Raw genomic sequence first — 26,465 nt, 5'->3', positions numbered from 1 at the left:
TTAAAACAAAACAACCCTTCTTTTTGGGAAGGGTCATTTTTATCCGATCAGGATACAATAGTATCTTGTAATTTTATTTATAAGTTGCAGCCAGCTTTAAAGCATCATACGCATTTACAATACCTCCGGTAATACACAGATCAGAGAAAGGTACTGAAATCGCACCACTTTCTCCTTCAACTGACACATTATGATTTACTTTAACAACTGATTTTAAAATAATCTCTTTTACCTGAATAGCAGTTAATTTCGGATAATAAGACCTTATCAATGCAGCCAATCCGGCAACTACAGGAGATGCCATACTTGTACCGTCATATGCTGCATATTTAGATTCCGGAACAGTAGAATAAATTTGCACACCCGGAGCAAAAACATCTACTGTTGTTTTTCCATAGTTAGAGAAACTCGCTTTTAATGTATTATCATCCTTAGGTCCTGAAGCACCGACTACGATATATGCACCAGCTTGTCCGCCACCTTCATAATTACGATCAGGAAAGCTTTTTTCCACATCAAGGTTTTTATTATCATTTCCTGCTGCCTGAACTAATAAAACATCTTTAGAGATCGCATATTTTACTGCCTCATCAACAGTTTTTTTATCCCATGAATACGCTTTACCAAAGCTCATGTTTAATACTTTTGCACCATTATCTACTGCATAACGTATAGAGTTGGCAACATCTTTATCACGTTCATCACCATTTGGCACACTGCGTACCCCCATAATGATTACGTTGTCTGCTACCCCCTGAATTCCGATTGTATTGGTACGGTCCGCACCGATAATACCGGAAACATGTGTCCCATGACTTGCATCAGGGCCTTTCACGTCGTTACTTCCGTAACCACGTTGTTTGCTGTCAGCATAGTTATCGCCAAGTACTTTTGGTCTCGGGTTAAAGTTCAGGTTTAGATTATAGTCAAGCTGGTCCTGATAGTGGCTTATTCCTTTAGTGATCTGCGCATCGTAGAACTCTTTATAAGTAGTATTTTGCAACTGAGAGATCAGAACATTTTTCAAACGACCTTCCATAGCATTATCGGCTGTGTAGTTTTTAATATCTTCCGCAGTAGGATTTTCTTTTCCTACTCTAACGATCAAAGCATCCAGTGCCTGTTTGAAACCACCTATGTTCTGCAGTACATCCTTGGCTTCACTGGTTTGTTTATCAAAATCTGCTTTCGCAGCTGTATAAATTTCAAAAGCAGCTTTATCTGCCGGTTTAACCGTAGCAGCAGTTACATTGGCAAACTTTGCACTGTCTCTGCGAATAATCCTGGTCAATTCCAGTGTTTCCTGATTAATAGAAGAGAGAAAGTTCCATCCGTGCACATCATCTATGTAACCGTTTTTATCATCATCTTTACCGTTACCTGCGATCTCTTTTTTATTTAACCAGATTACACGTTTTAAATCTTCATGATTGATATCAACACCACCATCTAAAACACCTACTAAAACAGATTTAGATTTCTTCCCTTTTAATAATTCCGAATAGGCTTTCTCAGTACTGATTCCAAATGTAGAATCGGTCTTGAGATCAAGGTTCTGCCAGTTGCTCTTCTGAGCAAATGAATTTAATCCCAGTGCTGCGATGAATGTGATACTCATCATCCCACGCAACATAGCTTTCTTTTTTACAGTAGTCATATATATTTATTAATTTAAATTCTAAACGAAAATAAAGAGAATTAGTTACAAGTTGCAACTATTTATCCTGGAGCGTGAAAAAGAACTCAGAACCAACACCCTGTTTACTGATAACCCAGATTTCTCCATGATTTGCCAGGACAAATTCTTTACAGATAACCAATCCAAGGCTTGTACCTTTTTCATTATTAGTACCATTAGTGCTTACACTATCCGTAGTGAAAACAGAAGATAAACGTTCTTCGCTGATACCTACTCCACTATCCTTAATTGTAAATAAAACTTCAGAACTGTCTGATTTCCGCTGAACAGACAGCTTTATTGTTCCTCCCTCTGGTGTAAACTTAATCGCATTAGACAATAAATTCCTGATGATAAAATCGAGATGGTCTGCATCTGCAAAAACTGATACATCGGTACCAATACTTTTCTCAATAAGAATAGATTTATGTAACGCCGCTTCCAGGAACAGAGAGATATTACGCTCTATAATTTCTGAGGGACTGATGATCACCTGGTTGAGCATTACCCCTTTTAACTGCATCTGTCCCCATTGCAATAGCAGATCCAGGGTTTCCATAGAAGCATTACAATGTACAGCTAACTTATTCATCATCATTGTTTTTTCTTCTTCGTTTAACCAACCTTTATTAATCAAGTCCAGCAGACTAATTACTGAATTCAATGGGGCCCTTAGATCATGCGCAAGAATAGAAAATAATTTGTCCTTCACTACATTTGATGCCGATAGCGCAGTATTTGATTGGTTTAGCAGCCGGTTCAAATTACGTATTTTAAAAAAATAGGCACTGAGTACAATCAATAGCGATACACTCCCCCCGATAATCCATAACATGATGTTTTGCTCCAGGACCTGCTGGCTATTGATGAATTTTAACTGCTGAACTTTCGCTTCCGATTTATTTAATTCATATTGCGCCTGCAAATCAGATATCTTCAATGCTATATCTTTATAATAAAAGCTGTCTGCGATATTATATTGTTGATTTTTAGCCTCAAATGCCGCCTTATAATTTTCCTGTTTTGCCTGCAAACTGGCTATCGCTGTTAAAACCTCCAGCAACTGCTTATTTGAGTTTTTATATTTAGCCAGTTGCAGCGCCTGCTCCAGGTAAACCAAAGCCTTTTTTGCATCTTTCCCGGAATAACTTCTCGCCAGCCCCATCAAACTGTTAAACTCCCTGATCAGATTATTAATTTTTCTCGATTTATCCAATGCTGCCAAATGTAATGCAATGGCCTTATCAACATCTCCCGATTTAGCATATACGTCTGCAAGTCCATTGAATAACGAAATATGCAAGCCCATCATTTGTGGCGTATCACTCTGGCTGATTCCCTTTTGAAAATAAAATATCGCTTTTTCGAAATCACCCTTTGCGCTGAAAGAGGTCCCCAGATCACTGTACAGATTTAATTTCAGACTGGAAAAGGGCAATTCCAGACTGATTTTTTCTGCTTTTTGTAAATATTCAATTGCCTTATCATGCAATTTTCTGTTCGCGCTAACCTCACCCAATGTGATATAGGATTCCATGATTCCGGCCTTGTCTCTGTTCTTTTCACTAACCTTTAAAGCCTGCAGAAAGTAAGCACTTGCCTGATCATAATTTCCTTTTCTATTTTCTACTACGCCAAGTCTGATGTTCTCTTTGACAATTCCTTTTTTATGCCCCAGCCTTTTATAGATCTCTAGTGCTTCGAGGTACTTTTGCCTGGAATCATCTGCCTTACCTAAATTATCATCAATCATACCCAATTGATTCAGCATGGCAGCAATTCCTTCTTCATTATTTTTTGATCTGGCTAACTTCAGTCCGCGTTCTGCAAAATAGATAGCTGAATCCGGCTGATCATACCTGTAACGCATCACCAGCTTTTCAAGCGATGCGATATCAAGGTCTGGATCAGGATGTTGTTTGGGATATTGAAGGCCGTATGAAGAACAAGCAGTAAATACAAGAATTAAGCAGAAGATCGTTCTATAAAAAAGCATACGGGATTGGCTCTGTGCTAAATGGCTATACAAAGATAGCTTTTCAACAATTATAAATTTAAAAAGCCGGGTATTATTCCCCGGCTTTTTAAATTTATATCTTACTGAAATTACACAATACTGTTTTTTCTATTGCTCTTCGGATAAAATGTGATAAAAATCTCTGATACGGTTGAATGCCGGATGTAATGAAACTACATCGCCAAATACCAACAATGCAGGAGAAGCAATCTTATGGTCTGTTACCAACTCTTCGATTGTATCTACTATACCCACAATAATATGTTCATCAACTGTTGATCCATTTTCTATAACAGCTACCGGTAATCTGTTTTTACCTTCCTGTTGAAAGATTGAGGCAATTTCCGCAATCCGCTCAATTCCCATCATTACTACAACAGTAGCATTAGATTTTGCAGCACCTATCAGGTCAGGAGACAGTTCTCCTTTAGCGTTAACGCCTGTTAATACCCAGAAACTCTCACTAAGATCTCCATAAATCATTGGTATCTTATGTAATCCCGGTACACCTGTAGCACTTGATATACCCGGAATAATCTCTGTTTCTATACTATAAGACTCCGCAAAATTAACTTCTTCAAAACCTCTTGCAAATACGAAAGGATCACCACTTTTTAAACGAACCACGTGTCCGTAGTTAAGCGCATAATCAATCATCAGTTTATTTACAGCGTCCTGTGAGAAGGATTCATCGGCCGACTTTTTGCCAACGAAGATTTTTATTGCATTTTCCGGTGCATGGTTAAGCAAAGCACCATTAACTTGTGCATCATAGAGTACAACATTTGCTGTATTCAATGCTTTCACACCTTTTAAACTAATTAAATCAGGATCACCCGGACCAGCCCCAACCAAAGTGATTTTAGGCTCAAGCGTGCTGTTTTTTATTTTATTTAAAATCATAACCGTAATATTTAAGCTTTATTATCAATGCAATAAGCAAATATAACAAAGTCTACAGATATACTAGATATTATTTTAAAATATATTTACACCCTGAATTCTTCCCCATTATCCCGCGCAATAACATCCGCTATAGAAGTTTTGGAAAGTACCTCAAGTGTAGCATCTCTCACTTCAATAAAGGTTTTTCTAATCCCGCAGGTCACTTCATCATGACATTCATCGCATTTGCGGTAGAACTTAAGACTTGCACATGGCACCATAGCGATCGGTCCGTCAGTTATCCTTAAAATATCAGCCAGATAGATATCTGCTGCATTTTTATTCAGGCTGTAACCACCTCCGGCACCTTTTTTACTGTATAGATATCCTGCATTCCTTAAATCCAGTAAAATCTGCTCCAAGAATTTTCTGGGTATCATCTCCTGTTCTGCTAATCTTACGATTTGCATAGGAGGATTCTCAATGTTCTTACCCAAAGCGACCAGCGCCTTAATGGCATATTTAGTTTTCTTAGACAACATATTAATACAAAGCTAAGAAAAGATTCAGGTAATGGTAAATACCTGTTAAAATCATCCTACAAATTCCTCTTCATAATTATCAGGGGCCTGTTCATCTAAAGAATTGTCTTTTTTAATAGTTGCTATCAGTGCAATTATCTTTTTCTCCAGCCGCTCATATTCTGCTCTGTGTTGTTCTGTTTTATCTGCCAGAAACTCATCAGTAACAGACAGTGCTGAAATTTTTGCTTCAAGATACGATTTGTAGGTGCTGACCGTTTTATCAGCGAGGGAGTTTAAAATCTCTTTATAAGTCATAATAGCTGTAGTTAAATACAGCTCTATAACGTATATTAGTTATAATTTGTTCTACCTGATCACTCAAAATAAATTACGGGCATAGTAAAGCAGGATTGCTCCGGCTTTTGTATTTTTGCCATTATTTCAAATTGGATACTTATGGCGAAAATACTTATTATTGAAGATGATCTAACTTTCTCACAGTTGTTAGAGGGCTTTCTTAAGAAGCATGGCCATGAGCCATTCATTGTTCATGATGTTAAAAACTCATTTAAAATACTATCACAGCATACTTTTGATCTTTTGCTGGTGGATTATCGTTTACCCGATGGTACTGGCTTAGATGTATTGGCTCATGTACGTGAAATGGGATTTCATTATCCTGTTGTCATCATGACCAGTTTCAACGATGTAAGAACAGCCGTAAAATCAATCCAGCTTGGCGCAATAGATTATATCACCAAACCTGTTAATCCTGATGAGTTGTTGATGATCATTAATAATTCACTTGAAAAAAAGATAGAAAAAATAACTGTAGAATCGGTGGAGCATGCTGATTTTATAAAAGGTAAAAGTACTACTGCAGATAAGTTGTATGCCCATATTGACCTTGTTGCTCCTACAGATATGTCGGTCATCATACAAGGAGAGAGCGGTACAGGTAAAGAATATGCTGCCAGAACGCTGCACGCACAAAGTAAACGAAGTACGAAACCCTTTGTCGCTATAGATTGCGGTGCACTATCTAAAGACCTCGCTGCGAGTGAACTTTTCGGTCATATTAAAGGTGCTTTTACCGGGGCCCTTACAGATAAAAAAGGACAGTTTGAAGCCGCTGATGGAGGAACTTTATTTTTGGATGAGGTAGGAAACCTAAGCTATGAGGTGCAGGTGAAGTTGCTTCGTGCTTTACAGGAACGGGTAATACAGCCCCTGGGCAGCACAAAACAAATCCCTGTAAATGTCAGAATTATTACCGCTACAAATGACGATTTATTAAACAGCATCCAGAACGGAGAATTTCGCGAAGATCTTTATCATCGTTTGAACGAATTTAAGATCCTGCTTCCGGCATTAAGAGAAAGAGGCAAAGACCTTGAGCTATTTATAGATCATTTCATTAAGTTATCAAATACAGAGCTCAGCCGGAACGTACAGCATTTATCCCAGCCCGTAAAAGACCTGCTGTTAAAATACGACTGGCCGGGGAATTTAAGGGAACTGAAAAATGTGATCAAAAGAATGGTCTTGCTCACGCCATCAGACACTGCCGGAATAGAGTCTCTGCCTGATGAGATGATCTTGTCGATTAATCAAACACCTAAACCAAAGGGCTCTGACTTAAAAGCAATCAATGAAAGTAATGAAAAAACTCTGATCATGGAAACGCTGATTAAGGTGAAGTACAACAAGTCTAAAGCAGCTAAATTATTAAATATCGACAGAAAAACGCTCTATAGCAAAATGGAGCGCTATGAAATCGAATAGTATCATTTGATCTTTTTGTCAACCAGCGTCATCAGGAAATGTAGACCCGAAATCAGTTCCCGTATTTTCAGCTTCAGGTCATCATCCATGTTTTGCTTGCCGGCGATTTCAATTTCCATTTCCCTGAAATCAGCTGCTAACTTCCCTGAGCCCATCTGTGCTGTTCTTCCCGCAATACGATGTACAATCAAACGGGCAAGCGGCTGATCATTATCCGTCAGACTTTTTTCCAGTTCTGCCGTATCAATTAAACAATCATCTTTAAATCTGTTTAATATTTTCAACAGCAATTCCTCATCGCCAAAGGTCATTTTTTCGATAACACTTGTATCCAATTGTATGGAAGAGAAATCCTGTTTATCCGCTATAATCACCTCGCCATTATTAAATACCACAAGCAGATCACTCTCCCGGAACGGCTTCATGATTAATCCATCAAACCCCTGGTTAAGTACTTCTTCGAGTTCTTCAGGAAGTACCTGCGCGGTCATCGCATAAATTTTTACATCAGCAGGAATTTTTTCCCGCATCAGATGGCATAACTCTACGCCTGACAATTCTGGCATACGCATATCCATGAGGATAAATTTCACTGCCGGATCCCAGTCAGACTCAAGCATCTTTAACGGAGAACTAAAACACAGGTGATCAATCGCTTGCTTAGAAAAGATAATATCACAGAGATCAAGAATCAATTGGTCATCATCAACTACCCAAACTTTATCAGTGGTATAGATCGTCTGGGTTATTTGCTTAACCTTTTCCACTTTTTTACTTTCCGGCGCCACAGTAAAGGTCAGGTAAACCGTAAACGTACTTCCCCTTCCCTGCTTACTTTTCAGATAAATCCGCCCATCCTGATTCTCTATAAGCGATTTAATAATGGTGAGGCCTAATCCGGCACCGGCTTTATTGATCACTTCTTTGTCGGGCGAATCAATCTGCTCAAATTCATTGAAAACTCTTGCCGCATCGGCTTCCGACAAACCAATACCAGTATCCTTTACAATGAAAGTAAAATGCAGCTGGTCGGATTGCCGTTTATAAAAAACGGATAAGACCACTTCTCCGCTTTGCGTGAACTTAATGGCATTACTCAGCAGGTTATATAAGATTTGTTTCAGGCGAAAAGGGTCACCAACAATATGTTCTATATCATGTAATGTAACCTCCGTCCGCATTTGCAGCTGTTTCTGTTCTGCTTGTGGTCTCATGACAGAGATTACTTCATCCAGCAGGTTAACGATGTTAAAACGCTTGGTCTGGAAAGTGAATTTTCCGGATATAATCCTGTTGTAATCGAGAATTTCGTTTACAATCTGCAATAAATGCTCTGACGAATGATATATAGCCTCTATATCTTTTTGTTTGGGGTGATCCTGACTACGGATAATCTCCGCATAGCCGATAATTGATTGTAAAGGGGTTCTGATTTCATGGCTCATATTAGACAAAAAGCGTTGTTTAGCCATACCGTGGTATTCGGCTTCATCTCTGGCAGCTTCCAGATCTTTTCTGTACTTATTGCTTCTTGTAATGTCCGTTAAAATCAAATACAATAATACCACTGTGAGCAGAAAAAATCCGATCATAATGAAACTGATTCGCTCAATACCTGTATTTACAACGGCCTTTGCTTCAATACCATTTTGTTCTATCTGCGCAACAACCTCCGCTTCAACTTTTCTGATAATATCCAGCATCTGGTTAATTAACTGGTTATTTGCATTTGCCAGTTCAGCCTCGCGGCTTAGAAAACGAGCGCTTTTAATCCGCTGTTCTTTTTCAATAGTGCGGAGAGATTTTTTAAAACCCCTTGCAATTATAGTATCACCTGATAAAGCTATGGTGTCTCTTTTAATTTTTTCCTCATTGGTAAGCTGATAAGATTGATTAGCGTCAACTTCAGCTTTCTTTTTACCAAATAAGCGATTGAAGAAGCCCTTCCTTCTTTCTTCATCGCCAGGAAATATAGTAACAGTGGATGTTTTTTTTTCTGTAGTGACCACAGTACTATCCTGCTGTTGCGGACTTTGCGCTACGAGATCATTCAGTTTCTGCACTTCAGATGTAAAATACTGGTCATTTACCAGTCGCTCACGCACTTTTAAGTAGTTGACAAACTGTTTGTCCCTTTCCACTAAAAGTCGCTTAATAGACTTGATTCGCGCCAGCTGTACCGCATCATTTACATATAATCCCGAAAGTGTATCCAAAAGAGATCTTAGGTCGGAAGACTCCCTCGAATAATTATCATTTTTTCCGGGAGAGTTAAAAGCCAGTTTCTTTTGCTGCTGATCAAGACCGGATACCTTTCTCGAAATTGCATTTACAACCCTAAGTTTTGCATTAGGTGTGGAGATGGTATCTACAGTAGCCAGCATTTCATTGAATGCAATTTTACTGACGCCCCAGGCCAGAAACAGCGCAAAAAAGGCAAGTATAAAACCAACTATAATCTTACCTTTTGCCGCACTGAGAAAACTTTTCTGGGAAACACCTATCATTCTATAGTTTGAAATATATACTGTAAAGATAACAATGCCGGAAGTAAATTTGTTTATTTAAGACATTTAGCTATGGCATGATCAATGTAAGGCACTTTAAAAACGTATCCTAAATCGAGTAGTCTACTGGGCACAACCCACCTGCTTTTCAGAATCAGTTCTGTCTCCGTACGCAACGCCCATGTACCTATCTGAAGCATCCATTTTGTGGCAGGAAGACCAAAAGGCATACCTGCTGCCTTTCTGAAATGCTGCATTAGTTCAGCATTCCTGATGGCATGAGGCGAAGAAACATTTAATGTACCCTCAATTTCCTTATGTTCAATAATAAAATCAATAATTCCTTTCAGATCATCTTCATGGATCCAGCTAAAATATTGCTTTCCATCTCCTTGTATGCCACCTAATCCGTATTTGGCCAGATGGTGATAGTAAGGAAAAACACCTCCATTGCTACCGAGCGTGATGGCAATTCTCAGTGCTGACTGACGCACACCTTCTATTTGATGCGCATAAAAAGCCTTCTCCCAGGCTTCGCATACCTCTACAGAAAAGCCTTTGCCTTTCTCTCCTGTTTCCTCATCCTGAGGATGATCTTGTGCATGGCGATAAATTGTGGCAGATGCAGAATTCATCCATAATTCCGGAGGATGCTTTACTTTCTTCAAAGCCTCACCTAATACGTTAGTTGCATTGATCCTGGAAGAAAGGATCAATGCTTTGTTCTCAGCATTATACCTGCAATTCACACTTTTGCCGGTGAGATTGATGAGTACATCTGCACCTTCAAGTTCCTGTACCCATTCTCCCAGTGTAACAGCATCCCAATAGATACTTTTAACACCAGTAGAACCAGCTTGAGGAGAACGGCTGAAAACAACTACTTCATCTCCTTTTGACATAAAATGGTCGGCCAGCATAGTACCTATAAATCCTGAACCTCCTGCGAGAATAACTTTTGACATAGTTTTATCGATTAAATTATTTTACTGATTTACCTGTTTTTGTTGCTGAGCCCTCGTTCTCAGTTTAAAAAAGATCAGGAGGTTAAGAAAATGCATGCCGCCCAAAATGAGAATAATCCAGCCTACTTTACGACTAAGCACTTCTACAACCACCTGGATATCTGGTATAGTACCGGCTTCTTTTAGCGCCAGGCTCATGTAGCCAATATTAACCAAGTAAAACCCGACCAAAAGAAGACGGTTCACTGAATCGGCCAGAAGGTTATTCCCGTGAAAAATATCTACCAGGAATATTCTTCCATTTTTAAATAAAACCCGGGCTACCCAAATTGTCAGCGCAATACTGATAACCAGATAGATAGCGTAAGTTATGATAAAGTAATTCATGATATTTAGATTTAATTGTTGATATTATTATACTTTCAGTAATAATTGAAACTTATTAACAAATAAAAAAACTATTTAAATAGTTTAAAGATGGATTTCCAAAACCAGCCTTCTTCTGCTTTTAACATCATCTCTAACGTTTTATTTACATTTCCCGCCAGCTTATTGATATCAGAAACAGACTTTTTAAAAGTTTTATATGCAGGATCTTTATCATCCCCCTTAATCGTGGAGAGTTCATTTAAAACCTTTATAACAGGATCCAGTTCTCTTCTCTTTCTCTCTTTAGCTACTTGTCTGGCTATATTCCATGTATCTTTATCAGCAAAAAAGTATTCCTTTCGCTCGCCCGGCTTCAGTTGTTTATCTATAAGTCCCCAATCCATTAAGTCGCGGAGATTCATATTGGCGTTTCCTCTGGAAATATTTAATTCCAGCATGATATCTTCAGTTGTTAAAGCCTCAGGTGAAAGAAGTAACAAGGCATGCACTTGTGCCATTGTTCTGTTAATCCCCCACTCAGAGCCCAATTTCCCCCATGACTCTATAAACTTCTGCTTTGCTTCAGGTAATTCCATATACAAAGATAGTAAACTTATTAAACTTTCAAATATTATTGGAAGTTTAATAAAAAAAACAGTTGGCATTTACAGATTTAAATCTGCTGGCCAGCAGCAGACCGATATTAATTAAAAGAAATTGCAGGCACGGTTACCAAAATTTATCATTAAAATTGTCTTATGTATTGGTACGAAGAAGAAGTCAAGAGCCTGGTCGCTAAAAGGGAAAAGCTAATAGCTGAACCTGAAACTATTTTTTATGGCAGTTCCTCCATCAGGTTATGGGAAACGCTTCCTGAAGATTTCAAAAATTATGCTCCGGTAAACCTTGGTTTCGGCGGTTCTACTTTGGCTGCCTGTGTATGGTTCTTTGATAGAATCGTACGCCCCTACGCTCCGAAAAGAATTATCTTCTATGCAGGAGATAACGATTTGGGTGATGGAAGAACACCAGAAGAGGTTTTCATATTCTTCCAGGCTTTAGTGATCAAAATAAAGGAGACTTATGGAACTATTCCATGTTATTTCATTTCCCTTAAGCCCAGTATAAAGCGCTGGAATCTGCATAGTTCGTTTGAATACGCAAACAAACTGATCTCAGATGAAATAAAAGAAAAGGAAAAAAACTGGAAGTTTGTTGATATCGCCCCGCATATGTTAGGTCCTGACGGACAACCACAGTCGAAATATTTCGACACCGACGGACTTCATCTGAGTATAGCAGGTTATAAATTATGGAAAGACCTTGTTTTAAAAGAACTTACGTTATCATGACGTAGATTTAATGGACATTTAATCTTAATATGGGTTTGCTTAACTAGTTTTATTGTGCATGAAAAGAGCCTATCATAACTGGTACAGTCAATCAATCGGAAGACAAATGGAATTGCTCGTTTTCGGGCATACAGGAACGCCTGTATTATTTTTCCCCACACGCTCAGCCAGATTCTTTGATTATGAAAACTGGGGTATGATAGGCACCTTACAGGATAAAATAGACAGCGGTTTATTACAAATTTATTGTGTAGATAGTATTGATCAGGAAGCTTTTTATAATTCGCAGACTTCTCCGGAAGAGAAAATCAACAAACACCTGCAGTACGAGCGCTATATCCTTGAAGAAGTTATACCCTTTATCTACCAGCAAAACACCGATAACAATATTATCTCTGCAGGCTGTAGCATGGGTGCCTTTCATGCCGTTAATATTGCATTTAAGCATCCCAGGTTATTCAAAAAAATTGTGGCCATGAGCGGACGTTATGATCTGACACAACAAATGGGAGATTTTCAGGACTTATTAGAGGGCTACCGTAATGAAACGATTTATTTTAACTCCCCAAACCAGTATCTCTCTAATATTAGTGATCCGAACCTGCTCAGTGAACTTAGAAAACTGAGTATAACGATTGCTGTAGGAGAGCATGACGCTTTTCTGGAAAACAATCGTCAATTGGACCGTATATTATGGGACAAAGAAATACAACACGAATTTTATATTTGGGGTGGCGAAGCACACCGATCGAAATACTGGAAACAGATGCTCGCTATTTATCTATAGTTGATTCATCTCTTTTAACAGGAGTCGGAGCAGTCATAGCATCTATTTCTTTCATATATCGTATATATGCTTCTTTATAAGTCAAACCTGAATTTTGCTCCTTAGTTATCCAATCTTTAAAATCATCGAGATCACTTTGAACGAATCCTAACTTGATAAAAAGGCTTTTATCCAACTCCCAGTTTTTAATATTAACTTTTTTGTTCTCCAGTTCTTTATATAGCAATACCCCATCCACAAAATCTTTGTAGGCCGGCGTTTTTTTATAATCAATCATGAAGTCTATGATAGTACGATAAGTAGCTGTGCGTCCCTTTTCCATCTCGATAGCCATAATCTCCTTCAACACATTACCTTTCAATAATTGAAGATCCACGTTGTCAAAGCTTCCCAAATGCTTTAGAATATCTACGTCACGTAAAAACAGCGAATCTGCAGGAACAACCTGATGATCTACAAAATAAGGCCTTTCGTCCAGCATGGATTTATAATCTTTAATTTGCTGACTATATGACGCACCGGCTATAAATAGTGCAATGACTTGAAATATTAACGTGAATATATTTTTTGCAGGCAACTGAATCTTCATAAGTGAATTACAAAGGTAGATAAATGATCATCAATCACAATTTAATAGCCAACAAGTAACATAACATTAACTAACCAATAAGTTAAAACTATAAGCTTTGTTTTGTGTTAGAATTTAACATGAAAAAAATGGAAATAAATATCAGCTCAGACCTGCAAAAATTCATTGACAAATTTGAGCCAAATAAATTTAAACTGATGGCAAAAGGAATTGAGATCAGGGGCATTCGCGACATGCACCGCAACATTACCCAGGCGAAGGATCTGATCGAGAGACTAGAGCTTAACCTGATCGTTTCTCATAATGCCGAAATGCTCTCTTATGGGGGATTTGAAGTAAATAACATTTAAAGCAAATAAAATACTGATAAAATTCCTGCCAAGATGATTGAGCAGGAATTTTTCATTTTAACCATCTCCCATATAGTGGTTATTATCCTACAAAAAAACCCGCTCTACTTTCGTAAAGCGGGTTTGTGTAGCCCGTAGGGGAATCGAACCCCTATTTCCAGAATGAAAATCTGGCGTCCTAACCGGTAGACGAACGGGCCATTTCAAAGCGACTAACCCTTACAGGTTCTGCTTCTCCAGGTAGCGGGGACCAGACTCGAACTGATGACCTTCGGGTTATGAGCCCGACGAGCTACCAACTGCTCCACCCCGCACTATATTTTTAATATTGGTTTACTCAATAAATTGAGTAGCCCGTAGGGGAATCGAACCCCTGTTACCAGAATGAAAATCTGGCGTCCTCACCCCTAGACGAACGGGCCGCACTATAAAACGATTAACTGTGCATGTTAAAAGTTTTCCAGGTAGCGGGGACCAGACTCGAACTGATGACCTTCGGGTTATGAGCCCGACGAGCTACCAACTGCTCCACCCCGCACTATGTTGTTAATCAAAAACGCTAGTGTGCAACTAGCGTTTTTATGTAGCCCGTAGGGGAATCGAACCCCTATTTCCAGAATGAAAATCTGGCGTCCTAACCGGTAGACGAACGGGCCATTTGAAGCGACTCACCTTTGCAGGTTATGCTTCTCCAGGTAGCGGGGACCAGACTCGAACTGATGACCTTCGGGTTATGAGCCCGACGAGCTACCAACTGCTCCACCCCGCACTATTTATCAAGTTAAAACGCTTAAAGAATTAATCTTCGTTTGTTTTAAATTGGTCTGCAAAGATATATTTCGTTTCTTTGCAATGCAAATTTATTTTTAAAAAAAATTCAATGTCACATAAAGCAGGTTTCGTAAGCATAATAGGTAAACCAAATGTGGGGAAATCCACGTTAATGAATGCCCTGGTGGGGGAAAAGCTATCGATCATCACTCCAAAGGCCCAGACAACACGTCACCGTATTTTAGGAATGGTCAATGAAGAAAGTTATCAAATTGTTTTTTCGGACACGCCTGGCATCATAAAACCGCGTTATGGACTGCAGGATTCTATGATGAATTTTGTGAAAGGAGCACTAAGTGATGCTGATCTTATTTTGTTCGTCACAGATATCAATGAACAGTACGATGAAAACGATGTACTCGAAAAAATAATCAACTCTACTATCCCTATGATTGTACTGATCAATAAGATTGATGGTGCTACACAGGAGCAGGTAGATGAGAAGCAGGCGTACTGGCAGGAACTGCTTAAACCTAAACATATTTTCGCTATCTCTGCGCTGCACAAATATAATCTGGAAGGAATTATGGAGATGGTACTTGATTACCTTCCTGAGCATCCACCCTATTATGATAAAGAAGATCTGACGGACAAGACTCAGCGTTTCTTTGTCTCAGAAATTATCAGGGAAAAAATCTTCAATAATTATCAGAAAGAAATTCCATATAGTACCGAGGTGCTGATCACGTCCTTTAAAGAGGAAGAAAAAATTACGCGCATCAGTGCCGAGATCATTGTTGAACGGGATTCACAAAAAAATATCCTGATTGGCAAGGGCGGTGCAATGCTGAAAAAGGTTGGAACTGAAGCACGTAAGGATATTGAAAAGTTTTTAGACCAGAAAGTGTTCCTTGAAACGTTCGTAAAGGTACTTCCTGACTGGAGAAGTAAAAAGAACTATTTAAAAAGTTTCGGGTACGAAAATTAAACCTACCTTTGCAACCCCTTAATAATTAATACAATTCAATAAAAACACATGAGTAACATTATAGCAATCGTCGGAAGACCGAACGTAGGCAAATCTACCCTTTTTAACCGCTTAACTGAAAGTCGTAAAGCTATTGTTGATGATTTCAGTGGTGTAACACGCGATCGTCATTACGGCGTTGCGGAGTGGACAGACAAGCAATTTACGGTAATCGATACCGGCGGTTATGTAGCAAATTCTGAAGATGTTTTTGAAGCAGCTATCCGTGAACAGGTAGTAATCGCCATCGAAGAGGCTTCAGTGATTCTTTTTATGGTTGATGTAGTGACAGGCATTACCAACCTGGACGATGATATCGCCCAATTGCTCCGCAGAAGTAAAAAACCTGTATTTATCGTTGTAAATAAAGTAGATAACACTTCTCTTGAAAATGATGCTGCTGTATTTTACGGCTTCGGACTTGGAGAAATCTATACCATATCGTCTATGACGGGTTCCGGTACAGGTGATCTGCTGGATGAAGTGATCACTCATTTTGAAGATATTCCTCTTGAAGATAACGGACTACCTAAATTGACTATCGTAGGTCGACCTAATGTAGGTAAATCATCATTGATCAATGCCCTGATGGGTCAGGAAAGAAATATCGTTACACCTATTGCAGGTACAACACGTGATTCAATCCATATTCACTACAACCAGTTCGGCCATGAGTTCATGTTTATTGACACGGCTGGTCTGCGTAAAAAAACAAAGGTAAAAGAGAACATTGAGTTTTATTCTGTAATGCGTACAATTAAAGCCCTTGAAGAGGCTGATGTTGTGATCCTGATGATAGATGCAGTAGACGGCTTGGAGTCGCAGGACGTGAATATTTTCCACCTTGCAGAGAAAAACAAAAAAGGTATCGTCATCCTGGTGAATAAATGGGATTTAGTAGAAAAGGACAATAAAACAATGAAGGCATTTGAAGAGCAGATCCGTCAGAAATTACAGCCTTTCACTGATGTGCCGATTGTCTTTACTTCGGTGATTTCAAAACAACGTATTTTTAAAGCCGTTGAAACGGCTCTTGAAGTATTCAAGAACAGAGGAAAGAAGATTCCAACTTCTAAATTGAATGACGTGATGTTACCTATCATTGAAAATTATCCGCCACCAGCTTTAAAAGGAAAATACATCAAGGTCAAATATGTAACACAGATCAACGCGACATCTCCAATGTTTGCTTTCTTCTGTAACCTGCCTCAATACATTAAAGAGCCGTATAAACGTTTCATTGAGAACAAATTACGTGAAAACTTCGATTTTTCTGGTGTACCGATACAGATTTATTTCAGACAGAAATAAGACATCAAATGAGTATGGTTATTGCAGACTTGATAAAGCTTGCTTAACCATACTATCATTTAAATTTAATGCCTTATAATATCCGGCATCTCCTAAATGATACTTATAAAGTAAAGCTTTAAGATCATTGTATATTACAGGTTTAGCAGCGACAAGCTGTTTGTTATCCACCTGAATATTCCTTCCCTGTACAAACTTGACAAAATCCTTATAATCAGTATCGCTGATGGTAAATGAGGAGAGATTCTGCTCCAGATAGTCCGCTGTATAACGATTTGCCAGGACATCAAACACATAGTCCACCAATACTTTTTTGGTCAGCAATGCCCCATAGAATTTATTCATCCCTGTGGTATCCATCTTCACATAAATATCCGGTTGTATACCGCCTCCTGCAAACACCTTCTTTCCCGATCCGGTAATAAAAGCAGCATTTTTTTTCAGGCTATCTTTTGAACTCAATACTTTTTCTGTCAGTTCCCCATCATTAAAACGGTCATCTATTTCATTCTGATAAGCAGTGTATCCCTTTTTGTACGATTTTTGAATACTACGCCCTAAAGGCGTGTAATAACGTGCTATTGTCAGATTCAATGCAGATCCGTCACCAAATGGAAACTGCTCCTGAACCAATCCTTTCCCAAAAGAACGGCGACCGATAATAATTCCCCTGTCCAGATCCTGCACAGCGCCAGCAAGAATTTCACTTGCAGAAGCGGAATTTTCATTAATTAATACAGCCAGCTTTCCATCTTCAAACTCTCCACCGCCTGTCGCGATATAGTCTGTGCGGGGTTCATGTTTACCCTGAGTATATACAATGAGTTTATTTTCAGGAAGAATCTGATTGGCAAGCCCCGTTGCCGCAGTAAGATACCCTCCCCCGTTGTCACGGAGATCAAGTATTAACTTTTTCATTCCCTTAGTTTTGAGCGTTCTTACCGATTCCACAAAATCCTTATCCGTATTTGCACCGAATTCACTAATCCGTATATATCCCGCTTCATTACTAATCATATAGGCAGCATCAATACTACTTACGTTTACACGACCACGTTTGACTGTAAGCAGCGAAGGATGGTTATTTCCGGCACGCACGATCAGGAGCTGTACAGGAGTACCACTCCTGCCTTTGATCTTACCGATCATTTTTTCACGCGGTAATTTTTTACCACTTACAAAAACACTGTCAATTTTGAGAATTTTATCTCCAAGCTTCAGACCGGCATTAGCGGCAGGTCCGTCTTTTATCACATTGACAACCAACAGGGTATCCTTCAGGATGTAATACTCGATTCCTATTCCGTCAAAACTGCCTTCCAGCACTTCTGTTTGCTCGCTTGCCTTAGCTGGTGGTAAATACACACTATGCGGATCCAGTTGGTGCAATAAGCTGTCAATCTCGGTATGACTTAAGGTATCTGCATCAATTTCATCAACATAATTTCTATTAATCAGATTGATGATCTGATCAACTTTTTCTGCGTTGTTATCTGCATACTGTACATTCCTCTGAAAGGTGAAACCCTGATCCTTTAAAAACTTATAGCCCAGGAACATCCCGCCAATCAAAGTAGCTGAATAAGTAAGCGCAATAAGAAGATTCTGGCGGGTAGTTGGTTTCATGTAAAAGTTGTTGCACAAAGCTATAAAATTACCCTGTCAATTATTCATTAACGTGCCTGATTTCTATTTGTTTTTTATAAATTCATATCAATTGTCTGATAGCTTCGGAAGATTTTACCATTTTTTGAATTAATAGCAGTCGTTAAAAAGAAATTGCTGATTTTTACGTCATCTTACCCGTCGCTTTGCAGAAGATCTGTTTAAGGCAAAAATAGTAACAATGTAAATTTTATCATATGATACGTGTAACCGAACAAGAATCAAAGTACAACAACATTGATAAAATGGAAGTCCTGGAAATTCTTAAAGGCATCAATAATGAGGATAGAACAGTTCCTTTAGCAGTAGAAAAATCTCTCCCGCAAATAGAGAGACTAGTTGTAGCTGTTGCTGAACGGATGAAAGCCGGTGGAAGGCTTTTTTATATTGGCGCAGGCACCAGCGGCAGGCTGGGTGTAGTTGATGCATCAGAATGCCCTCCTACTTTCGGTGTTCCTTTTGACGAGGTAGTGGGTATTATTGCAGGGGGAGATAAAGCCATCAGGCGAGCAGTAGAAAATGCAGAAGATGACGCCCAACAGGCATGGGCAGACCTTAAAGAATTCAATATTAATGAAAAGGATTGTTTAGTCGGACTTGCAGCTTCAGGAACAACACCTTATGTAGTTGGCGGCTTATTAACAGCCAAGGCGCATGGGGTATTGACGGGATGTATCGTTTGCAATGAAGGCGGGCCTGTAGCTGAAGCCAGTGACTTTCCTGTAGAGGTAGTTGTAGGTCCGGAGTTTCTAACCGGCTCAACGAGAATGAAATCGGGCACTGCACAAAAATTAGTACTGAATATGCTGAGCACCACTGTCATGATCAAACTTGGACGTGTTAAAGGCAATAAAATGGTAGATATGCAGTTAACCAATCATAAGCTGGTAGACAGAGGTACGCTGATGGTCATGACGGAATTAAACATTGATTATAAAGAAGCTGAAGACTTGCTCATCCGCTACGGAAGCGTAAGAAAAGCTGTAGAAGCCAGCAATAAATAAAGGGCAATGCACGAAATAGAACCATATTACCGCTGGCGGGATGATTACATCGCCGCTGAAGATCCGCGATCCCCATTTTATAACACAGAGTATTCGGAGTTTTACTACGATAAACAGTTATACAACTTTCTGATTCACCCGCAATGGGATGATTTTGGTTCCAGTACGCTGTATATTAAAGTATTATATGTGGACTACGACCATAATTATGCGATTATAGAATTTATAGGCGAATGGAACGATGCGATATCTAATGATATCATGTTACTGAAACGGGAGATACTTGAGCTCATGATAGACGAAGGGATAAATAAGTTTATCCTGATTGGCGAGAATATTCTCAACTTTCATTCCTCTGAAGACAGTTACTATGAGGAATGGTTTCAGGATGTGGATGAAGGCTGGATTTCCGGAGTTAATTTTATGCCGCATGTAATCGAAGAATTCAGAAGCAGCAATATTGACTATTATATCAACTTTGGTGGACAGCTTGACGATTTGGCATGGAGGACCCTCAAACCTATCCAGATCTTCCATAAAGTTGAAGAAATTCTGACAAAAAGACTAGGGGCATAACTTTTGCTTGGTTAAAATAACTTGTATATTTAATTAAAATTTAAACACAAATGGATAACAATAATGATTACAACTGGTCTCAAAAGTCAGTCTTTGTAGAGAACCAGACTGGTGCTGTAGCAAAGAAGTTCTTTGCAAGCGTATTCTTATGGATGTTCGTGGCTTTGGGTATTTCGACACTTTCATCATTGTATATGGCTAATACGCCTGAAATGTTACAATACCTGATTAATCCTGAAACACGCGGACTTTCTATACTGGGTTATATAGTGATGTTTGCTCCACTCGGACTTGTCTTATTGATGAGCGCAGGTTTAAGTAAGCTATCATATGGTGCTTTAATAGGGGTTTTCATCTTATATTCGGTACTAACAGGGGTCAGCCTGAGTTTTATCTTACTGATTTATACTTCGGGTTCAGTGATCGGCTGTTTTGCAGCTGCTGCCGGAATTTTTGGTTTAATGGCTGTATTGGGTTATACTACGAATACCGACTTAAGTAAATTCGGACCAATCCTTATGGTTGGTGTGATTGGATTGGTTATTGCCAGTCTGATCAATATGTGGTTAAAAAGTCCTGGATTTGATTATGTAATGAGTTTTGTAGGTGTAGCAATCTTCACCGCATTAACGGCTTATGACGTACAGAAATTGAAACGTATCGGTGCAGGAATTGAAGAAAACGGAGATGCTATCGCTGCTGATGATACTAAGAAATTAGCTATAATGGGTGCGTTATCATTGTATCTTGACTTCCTGAATATCTTCTTGTTCCTATTAAGAATATTTGGCGGAAGAAAATAGTTAATCCCGGAATTTCAGAATATTATATCGAAGGCTACGCAAAACTGCGTGGCCTTTGCAATTTTATTGGGTTTACACAGCAATTCCTTGGAATTGATTTTTCTTTATTGCATTTTTGTATCCGCTTATAAAGAAAGACGGAGGGATTAGACCCTGCGATGTCTTAGCAACCTGTGCTTACAAGGTGCTACATTCTACTAGAACGTTACGTACGTTCCTGAAAGATAAGTTAGAAGTCGATCCACCCGGATTTTCGAATAAGCCCGTTTAATAACCTTTTTTACATCTGTTAAAATATTCTGTAGAGTAGTTTAAGATATGTCCCGAAGGGTTACGCATCAACATACACAATGAGCATTAGAGAAGAATTAGAAAAAAGAATATTAATTATAGATGGTGCAATGGGTACAATGATCCAGCGCTATATCCTGACGGAAGAAGATTTCAGGGGTGAGCGCTTTAAAGATCACCCATGTGATGTAAAAGGAAATAACGACCTGCTGAATATCACACGTCCGGATATCATCAAAGCTATACATACGGAATACCTAAAAGCAGGTACCGACATTATTGAGACCAATACTTTTAGTACTCAGCGTATTTCACTGGCAGATTACCAGATGGAAGAATTGGATTATGAAATGAGCTATGAGGGCGCCAAAATAGCCAGGGAGGCGGTTGATGAATTTATGATTGCTAATCCTGACCGCAGATGTTTTGTCGCAGGAGCCATTGGTCCCACAAACCGCACATTATCACTTTCTCCTGATGTGAACGATCCGGGCTACCGGGCACTTACGTTCGACCAGCTGATGGATGCTTACTATGAACAGGTAAAAGGTTTGGTTGATGGCGGTGCAGATGTATTATTAATAGAAACGATTTTTGATACGTTAAATGCCAAAGTAGCCATATTTGCCATTAAAAAATATGAAGAAATCATTGGTCGTAAACTAGAGATTATGATCTCGGGAACGATTACTGATGCTTCCGGCAGGACCTTATCAGGCCAGACAGTAGAAGCTTTCTTAAATTCGATTATCCATGCAAAACCATTGAGCATCGGGTTTAACTGTGCTTTAGGTGCGAAAGATATGAGGCCGCATATTGAGGAGCTCTCTTCAAAAGCAGGCTGTTATGTTTCTGCTTATCCAAACGCAGGTTTGCCGAATGAATTTGGCGCATACGATGAAATGCCAGGTGAAACTGCGCTACTTGTGGGAGACTTTATTGAGCACGGTTTTGTGAATATTGTTGGTGGTTGTTGCGGAACTACACCAGACCATATTGCTGCCATCGCAGCTAAGGCCAAAAATATTACCCCAAGAAAAATACCTGTTCTGGAACGCTATCTGCGTTTAAGTGGCTTAGAGCCCGTAACGATCACTCCTGAAAGTATGTTCGTTAATATTGGTGAAAGAACGAATATCACCGGATCACCTAAATTCTCCAAATTGATTTTGAGCGGCGATTATGAAGCTGCACTAGCTGTAGCCAGACAACAGGTTGAAGGCGGGGCTCAGGTAATTGATGTGAACATGGATGAAGGGATGCTTGATTCTGAAGCTGCAATGACTAAGTTTTTAAACCTGATTGCTTCAGAACCTGACATTTCTAAACTACCAATCATGGTAGATAGCTCAAAATGGAGCGTAATTGAGAACGGATTGAAGTGTTTGCAGGGAAAAGGAATTGTCAACTCCATTTCTTTAAAAGAGGGTGAGGATAAATTCCGGGAAAGTGCCCGAAAAATTATGAACTATGGCGCTGCCGTAGTAGTCATGGCTTTTGATGAGGACGGACAAGCTGATAATTTTGAACGCAGAAAAGAAATATGCAAGCGTTCCTACGATATCCTGGTTGGAGAAATAGGTTTTCCTGCAGAAGATATCATCTTTGATCCGAACATATTAACCGTTGCAACCGGACTGGAAGAACATAATAATTATGCAGTAGATTTTATCAATGCCGCCAGATGGATTAAAGAAAATCTGCCCTACGCAAAAGTGAGTGGTGGTGTTTCTAATATATCCTTCTCTTTTAGAGGTAACAATACGGTTCGTGAAGCGATGCATTCCGCATTTTTATACCATGCGATTAAAGCTGGTCTGGATATGGGAATTGTAAATGCAGGGATGCTGGAAGTTTATGAGGCTATCCCAAAAGATCTGCTGGAACGGGTGGAAGATGTATTGCTGAACCGAAGAGAAGATGCAACAGAACGACTTGTAGACTTTGCCGAAACAGTGAAGTCGAAAGGAAAAGAACTGGTCAAGGATGAAGAATGGAGAAAAGAATCGGTAGAATCCCGCCTCTCCCACTCACTTGTTAAAGGGATTATTGAATACCTGGATGATGATGTGGAAGAAGCAAGACAGCAATACCCGCGACCAATTCATGTAATTGAAGGTCCTTTAATGGACGGAATGAATATTGTTGGTGATCTCTTTGGTGCCGGAAAGATGTTCCTGCCACAGGTAGTGAAGTCTGCCAGGGTAATGAAAAAGGCGGTAGCTTATCTTCTTCCTTTTATTGAACAGGAAAAACTGGATAATCCGGACGGAGATCAGAGTTCATCTGCCGGAAAAATTCTTCTGGCCACAGTAAAGGGTGATGTACACGATATCGGAAAAAATATTGTAGGTGTGGTCTTGGCCTGTAATAATTTTGAGATTGTAGATATGGGTGTAATGGTTCCTGCCCAGGAAATCATCAAAAAAGCAAAAGAGATCAATGCTGATATTATCGGCCTTAGCGGATTGATTACTCCTTCTCTGGATGAAATGGTACATTTTGCTAAAGAAATGGAACGTGAAGGTTTTACGGTACCACTGCTGATAGGTGGCGCCACTACGTCCAGAATTCATGCAGCCGTTAAGATCGCTCCTAATTATTCTGGTGCAGCAATTCATGTGCTGGACGCATCAAGAAGTGTAACGGTCTGCAGCACCCTGATGAACCCGGATACCCGAGGCGCCTATATCGACAATATCAGGTTGGAATACGATAAAGCACGGGAGGCACATTTAAATAAAAGATCAGACAAACGCTTTAAGACAATTGAAGAGGCCAGAACCGATAAATTCCAGATAGATCCGGAGCTGGTAGCTCCCGCTCCTGCGTTTACGGGAACAAAAACTTTCGAAGATTATTCGCTGGAGGAACTTGTTCCTTATATTGACTGGACTCCATTTTTTCATACCTGGGAACTCAGAGGAAGTTACCCTAAAATATTTAACGATAAGCTGGTGGGTGACGAAGCCAGAAAACTATTTGATGATGCGCAGGTATTATTAAAAAAAATCGTTGCAGAGAAATTGCTTACGGCGAAGGCAGTAATTGGCTTCTGGCCGGCAAATGCTGTTGGTGATGACATTTTACTCGAAGCAGAAGGTCAGCCTGTTACGATACATACCTTACGTCAGCAAGCAGAAAAAGTAGCTGGTGAACCTTATTATGCGCTTTCAGATTTTGTTGTACCCAAAGAGACCGGCGTACAGGATTATTTTGGTGGTTTTGCGGTAACAACAGGTATAGGATGCGACGAAATGGTGGCAGAATTTGAAGCCAATCATGACGATTATAACAGTATCATGGCAAAAGCACTGGCAGATCGTTTAGCAGAAGCCTTTGCTGAGCGTATGCATGAGCTGGTACGTAAGGAATACTGGGGATATGCAAAAGACGAGCATTTAAGCAGTGAAGATCTCATTAAAGAGGAGTACACGGGAATCCGTCCTGCTCCGGGTTATCCGGCATGTCCCGATCACACAGAAAAAGAAACGCTTTTTGAGCTGCTTGGTGCCGAGCAAAAAATCGGACTTCGCCTCACTGAAAGTTTTGCAATGTACCCTACCGCAGCAGTAAGCGGATTTTATTTTGCACACCCCCAATCAAGATATTTCGGCCTGGGAAAGATCACCAAAGATCAGGTAGAAGAGTATGCAGTAAGAAAAAACATGTCCCTGGAAGATACAGAAAGATGGCTTAGCCCGAATTTAGCTTATTAAACCTTAAAATGAAAATCACCGACCATATCACCAACGCTGAGGGCAAAACCCTTTTCTCATTTGAATTGCTGCCACCTGTTAAAGGGAAAAGTATCACCGATATATACGATGCTATTGATCCCCTAATGGAATTCAACCCCCCGTTTATTGATGTAACCTATCATAGGGAAGATTATATTTATAAACAGCATGACAATGGTTTACTGGAAAAAGTTTCCTACAGGAAACGTCCGGGTACAGTTGCCATCTGTGCTGCAATCATGAACAAATATAAAGTAGATGCGGTGCCTCATTTGATCTGTGGTGGTTTTACAAAAGAAGAAACAGAAAATGCATTGATTGACCTGCAATTTCTGGGTATAGATAATGTACTGGTATTGCGTGGCGATGCACGTCATGCTGATTCGTCTTTTATTCCCACACCGGGAGGCCACGCTTTCGCTACGGATTTATTAGGTCAGGTAACAGATATGAACAACGGTCGCTATCTTTTTGAAGATCACTCTGCTTTCCAGACAGACTTTTGTATTGGTGTAGCGGGTTATCCGGAGAAACATTTTGAAGCGCCTAACCTGAAGACAGATTTTAAATACCTGAAGAAAAAGGTAGAAATGGGTGCCGAATTTATTGTTACACAAATGTTTTTTGACAATAAAAAGTATTGCGAATTTGTTGAGCAATGCCGGAGTAACGGGATAAATGTCCCCATTATTCCCGGTTTAAAACCGATAACTTCTTCTAAACAGCTGATCAGCCTGCCTAAAATTTTCCACATTGATTTACCAGAAGACCTGACTGAAGCTGTACAGCAATGTAAAAATGAGAAAGAAGTAAAAGAAGTTGGAATTGAATGGATGATACAGCAGTGCAAAGAGTTAATTAATGTAGGTGCTCCGGTATTGCACTTTTATACCATGAGTAATCCGGAACCTACCAAGAGAATTGCCCAGGCAATATTTTAAAATTAGAAGGCCATTTTACTTATCTGCAATTTTTTTGGCAGATTCTTTGTACATTCCACTATCTAAGGAGATTGCTATGAGAAGAATGACATTGGTAGTACTTGCGGTTATGGGTACGTTATCTGCGTGTAATACGCTGAAAAATGTAGTTGAGGCAAGTTCTGACCTATCTAAGTTAGGCGGAACCTGGGAACTCGATTATGTTTCTGGTCCAAGAATAGCATTCAATGGCCTGTATCCTGGTAAAAAGCCAGTACTTGCTTTCGACATTCAGGAGAAAAGAGTAACAGGTAATAGCAGCTGTAATTCTTTTTCAGGGAAACTGATCGCGGATGACACCTCCATTAACTTCAATGAGCCATTGATAATGACCAAAATGGCTTGCCCGGGCGAAGGTGAAGCTATTTTTCTTGAAACAATAAAAAAGGTAAATAAGTACACCATTACTGGTGATACTACGCTGAACTTCCTGATGGGCGATATTGCGATCATGAGGTTCCATAAAATAAAATAGGATTATTTTTAAAT

At 39.5% G+C, this 26,465-nt stretch carries 23 protein-coding genes, 6 tRNA genes and 1 riboswitch; of the genes, 12 read left to right on the top strand and 17 right to left on the bottom strand.

Annotated features, from left to right (window positions below):
- Positions 1–73: 73 nt before the first annotated feature.
- From OQX62_RS17945 to OQX62_RS17925, 5 genes are all read right to left on the bottom strand, one after another.
- Positions 74–1,657: a S8 family peptidase gene (locus OQX62_RS17945; protein WP_265832997.1), complete on the bottom strand. Its 1,584-nt coding sequence runs from the start codon at positions 1,655–1,657 to the stop codon at positions 74–76.
- Between the two features lie 58 nt (positions 1,658–1,715).
- Positions 1,716–3,674 carry a tetratricopeptide repeat protein gene (locus OQX62_RS17940; protein WP_265832996.1) on the bottom strand — a complete coding sequence of 653 codons (1,959 nt, stop codon included), beginning with the start codon at positions 3,672–3,674 and terminating at the stop codon, positions 1,716–1,718.
- 129 nt (positions 3,675–3,803) lie between these two features.
- Positions 3,804–4,598, bottom strand: a complete 795-nt coding sequence (cobA, locus tag OQX62_RS17935; protein ID WP_265832995.1) for a uroporphyrinogen-III C-methyltransferase — start codon at positions 4,596–4,598, stop codon at positions 3,804–3,806.
- Positions 4,599–4,684: 86 nt separating this feature from the next.
- A complete protein-coding gene (locus OQX62_RS17930) occupies positions 4,685–5,122 on the bottom strand; it encodes an RrF2 family transcriptional regulator (RefSeq protein WP_265832994.1) in 438 nt (145 codons plus the stop codon).
- Between the two features lie 51 nt (positions 5,123–5,173).
- Positions 5,174–5,419: a hypothetical protein gene (locus tag OQX62_RS17925; protein WP_265832993.1), complete on the bottom strand. Its 246-nt coding sequence runs from the start codon at positions 5,417–5,419 to the stop codon at positions 5,174–5,176.
- Between the two features lie 141 nt (positions 5,420–5,560).
- On the opposite strand from OQX62_RS17925, the gene OQX62_RS17920 reads away from it, so the two are divergent.
- Complete coding sequence (locus tag OQX62_RS17920; protein WP_265832992.1) at positions 5,561–6,889, top strand: sigma-54-dependent transcriptional regulator; 1,329 nt, start codon at positions 5,561–5,563, stop codon at positions 6,887–6,889.
- Between the two features lie 2 nt (positions 6,890–6,891).
- Here the strand turns inward: OQX62_RS17920 and OQX62_RS17915 are convergent, their stop codons facing one another.
- The 4 genes from OQX62_RS17915 to OQX62_RS17900 form a co-directional block, all read right to left on the bottom strand.
- Positions 6,892–9,396, bottom strand: coding sequence for a hybrid sensor histidine kinase/response regulator (locus OQX62_RS17915; RefSeq protein WP_265832991.1), 2,505 nt, complete (start codon positions 9,394–9,396; stop codon positions 6,892–6,894).
- Positions 9,397–9,449: 53 nt separating this feature from the next.
- A complete protein-coding gene (locus OQX62_RS17910) occupies positions 9,450–10,361 on the bottom strand; it encodes a TIGR01777 family oxidoreductase (RefSeq protein WP_265832990.1) in 912 nt (303 codons plus the stop codon).
- A 21-nt stretch (positions 10,362–10,382) separates the two neighbouring features.
- Positions 10,383–10,748, bottom strand: a complete 366-nt coding sequence (locus OQX62_RS17905; RefSeq protein WP_265832989.1) for a hypothetical protein — start codon at positions 10,746–10,748, stop codon at positions 10,383–10,385.
- Positions 10,749–10,819: 71 nt separating this feature from the next.
- Entirely contained in the window at positions 10,820–11,326 is a 507-nt protein-coding gene (locus tag OQX62_RS17900; protein ID WP_265832988.1) for a GbsR/MarR family transcriptional regulator, read from the bottom strand.
- Positions 11,327–11,488: 162 nt separating this feature from the next.
- On the opposite strand from OQX62_RS17900, the gene OQX62_RS17895 reads away from it, so the two are divergent.
- Complete coding sequence (locus tag OQX62_RS17895; RefSeq protein WP_265832987.1) at positions 11,489–12,082, top strand: GDSL-type esterase/lipase family protein; 594 nt, start codon at positions 11,489–11,491, stop codon at positions 12,080–12,082.
- 58 nt (positions 12,083–12,140) lie between these two features.
- Positions 12,141–12,869 (top strand): esterase family protein, encoded by a 729-nt coding sequence (locus OQX62_RS17890; protein ID WP_265832986.1) that lies wholly within the window; start codon positions 12,141–12,143, stop codon positions 12,867–12,869.
- Here OQX62_RS17890 and OQX62_RS17885 read toward each other — a convergent pair.
- Positions 12,856–13,458 carry a hypothetical protein gene (locus OQX62_RS17885; protein ID WP_265832985.1) on the bottom strand — a complete coding sequence of 201 codons (603 nt, stop codon included), beginning with the start codon at positions 13,456–13,458 and terminating at the stop codon, positions 12,856–12,858. The two genes, OQX62_RS17890 and OQX62_RS17885, sit on opposite strands and share 14 nt — an antisense overlap.
- 128 nt (positions 13,459–13,586) lie before the next feature.
- On the opposite strand from OQX62_RS17885, the gene OQX62_RS17880 reads away from it, so the two are divergent.
- Positions 13,587–13,808 (top strand): hypothetical protein, encoded by a 222-nt coding sequence (locus OQX62_RS17880; RefSeq protein ID WP_265832984.1) that lies wholly within the window; start codon positions 13,587–13,589, stop codon positions 13,806–13,808.
- Between the two features lie 128 nt (positions 13,809–13,936).
- Here the strand turns inward: OQX62_RS17880 and OQX62_RS17875 are convergent.
- The 6 genes from OQX62_RS17875 to OQX62_RS17850 all read right to left on the bottom strand — a co-directional run bounded on the left by OQX62_RS17875 (position 13,937) and on the right by OQX62_RS17850 (position 14,577).
- Positions 13,937–14,008: transfer RNA gene (locus OQX62_RS17875), tRNA-Glu, on the bottom strand.
- A gap of 41 nt (positions 14,009–14,049) precedes the next feature.
- A tRNA-Met gene (locus OQX62_RS17870) sits at positions 14,050–14,122 on the bottom strand.
- A gap of 36 nt (positions 14,123–14,158) precedes the next feature.
- A tRNA-Glu gene (locus tag OQX62_RS17865) sits at positions 14,159–14,230 on the bottom strand.
- Between the two features lie 43 nt (positions 14,231–14,273).
- Positions 14,274–14,346, bottom strand: a tRNA-Met gene (locus tag OQX62_RS17860).
- A 46-nt stretch (positions 14,347–14,392) separates the two neighbouring features.
- Positions 14,393–14,464: transfer RNA gene (locus tag OQX62_RS17855), tRNA-Glu, on the bottom strand.
- A 40-nt stretch (positions 14,465–14,504) separates the two neighbouring features.
- A tRNA-Met gene (locus tag OQX62_RS17850) sits at positions 14,505–14,577 on the bottom strand.
- 111 nt (positions 14,578–14,688) lie between these two features.
- On the opposite strand from OQX62_RS17850, the gene era reads away from it, so the two are divergent.
- Both era and der read left to right on the top strand, forming a co-directional pair.
- Positions 14,689–15,567, top strand: coding sequence for a GTPase Era (era, locus tag OQX62_RS17845; protein WP_265832983.1), 879 nt, complete (start codon positions 14,689–14,691; stop codon positions 15,565–15,567).
- A gap of 48 nt (positions 15,568–15,615) precedes the next feature.
- Complete coding sequence (gene der, locus OQX62_RS17840; protein ID WP_265832982.1) at positions 15,616–16,917, top strand: ribosome biogenesis GTPase Der; 1,302 nt, start codon at positions 15,616–15,618, stop codon at positions 16,915–16,917.
- 18 nt (positions 16,918–16,935) lie between these two features.
- On the opposite strand, the gene OQX62_RS17835 is transcribed toward der, so the two are convergent.
- Positions 16,936–18,543, bottom strand: a complete 1,608-nt coding sequence (locus OQX62_RS17835; RefSeq protein ID WP_265832981.1) for a S41 family peptidase — start codon at positions 18,541–18,543, stop codon at positions 16,936–16,938.
- Between the two features lie 236 nt (positions 18,544–18,779).
- Between OQX62_RS17835 and murQ the strand changes: the two genes are divergently transcribed.
- From murQ to OQX62_RS17805, 6 genes are all read left to right on the top strand, one after another.
- Complete coding sequence (murQ, locus tag OQX62_RS17830; RefSeq protein WP_265832980.1) at positions 18,780–19,586, top strand: N-acetylmuramic acid 6-phosphate etherase; 807 nt, start codon at positions 18,780–18,782, stop codon at positions 19,584–19,586.
- A 6-nt stretch (positions 19,587–19,592) separates the two neighbouring features.
- On the top strand, positions 19,593–20,162 hold the full coding sequence (locus OQX62_RS17825) for a hypothetical protein (protein WP_265832979.1): 570 nt from the start codon (positions 19,593–19,595) through the stop codon (positions 20,160–20,162).
- A gap of 50 nt (positions 20,163–20,212) precedes the next feature.
- Entirely contained in the window at positions 20,213–20,965 is a 753-nt protein-coding gene (locus OQX62_RS17820) for a Bax inhibitor-1/YccA family protein (RefSeq protein WP_265832978.1), read from the top strand.
- Between the two features lie 122 nt (positions 20,966–21,087).
- Positions 21,088–21,196, top strand: a riboswitch (SAM riboswitch).
- Between the two features lie 119 nt (positions 21,197–21,315).
- Complete coding sequence (gene metH, locus OQX62_RS17815; protein WP_265832977.1) at positions 21,316–24,975, top strand: methionine synthase; 3,660 nt, start codon at positions 21,316–21,318, stop codon at positions 24,973–24,975.
- Positions 24,976–24,983: 8 nt separating this feature from the next.
- Positions 24,984–25,937, top strand: a complete 954-nt coding sequence (gene metF, locus OQX62_RS17810) for a methylenetetrahydrofolate reductase [NAD(P)H] (protein WP_265832976.1) — start codon at positions 24,984–24,986, stop codon at positions 25,935–25,937.
- Positions 25,938–26,013: 76 nt separating this feature from the next.
- Positions 26,014–26,451 carry an META domain-containing protein gene (locus OQX62_RS17805; protein WP_265832975.1) on the top strand — a complete coding sequence of 146 codons (438 nt, stop codon included), beginning with the start codon at positions 26,014–26,016 and terminating at the stop codon, positions 26,449–26,451.
- Positions 26,452–26,465 lie beyond the last annotated feature (14 nt).

Source organism: Pedobacter sp. MR2016-24, from assembly GCF_026239655.1.
Taxonomy (GTDB): domain Bacteria; phylum Bacteroidota; class Bacteroidia; order Sphingobacteriales; family Sphingobacteriaceae; genus Pedobacter.
Note: the sequence above shows the minus strand (reverse complement) of the source record. Positions and strands in the feature narration are given on the sequence as shown.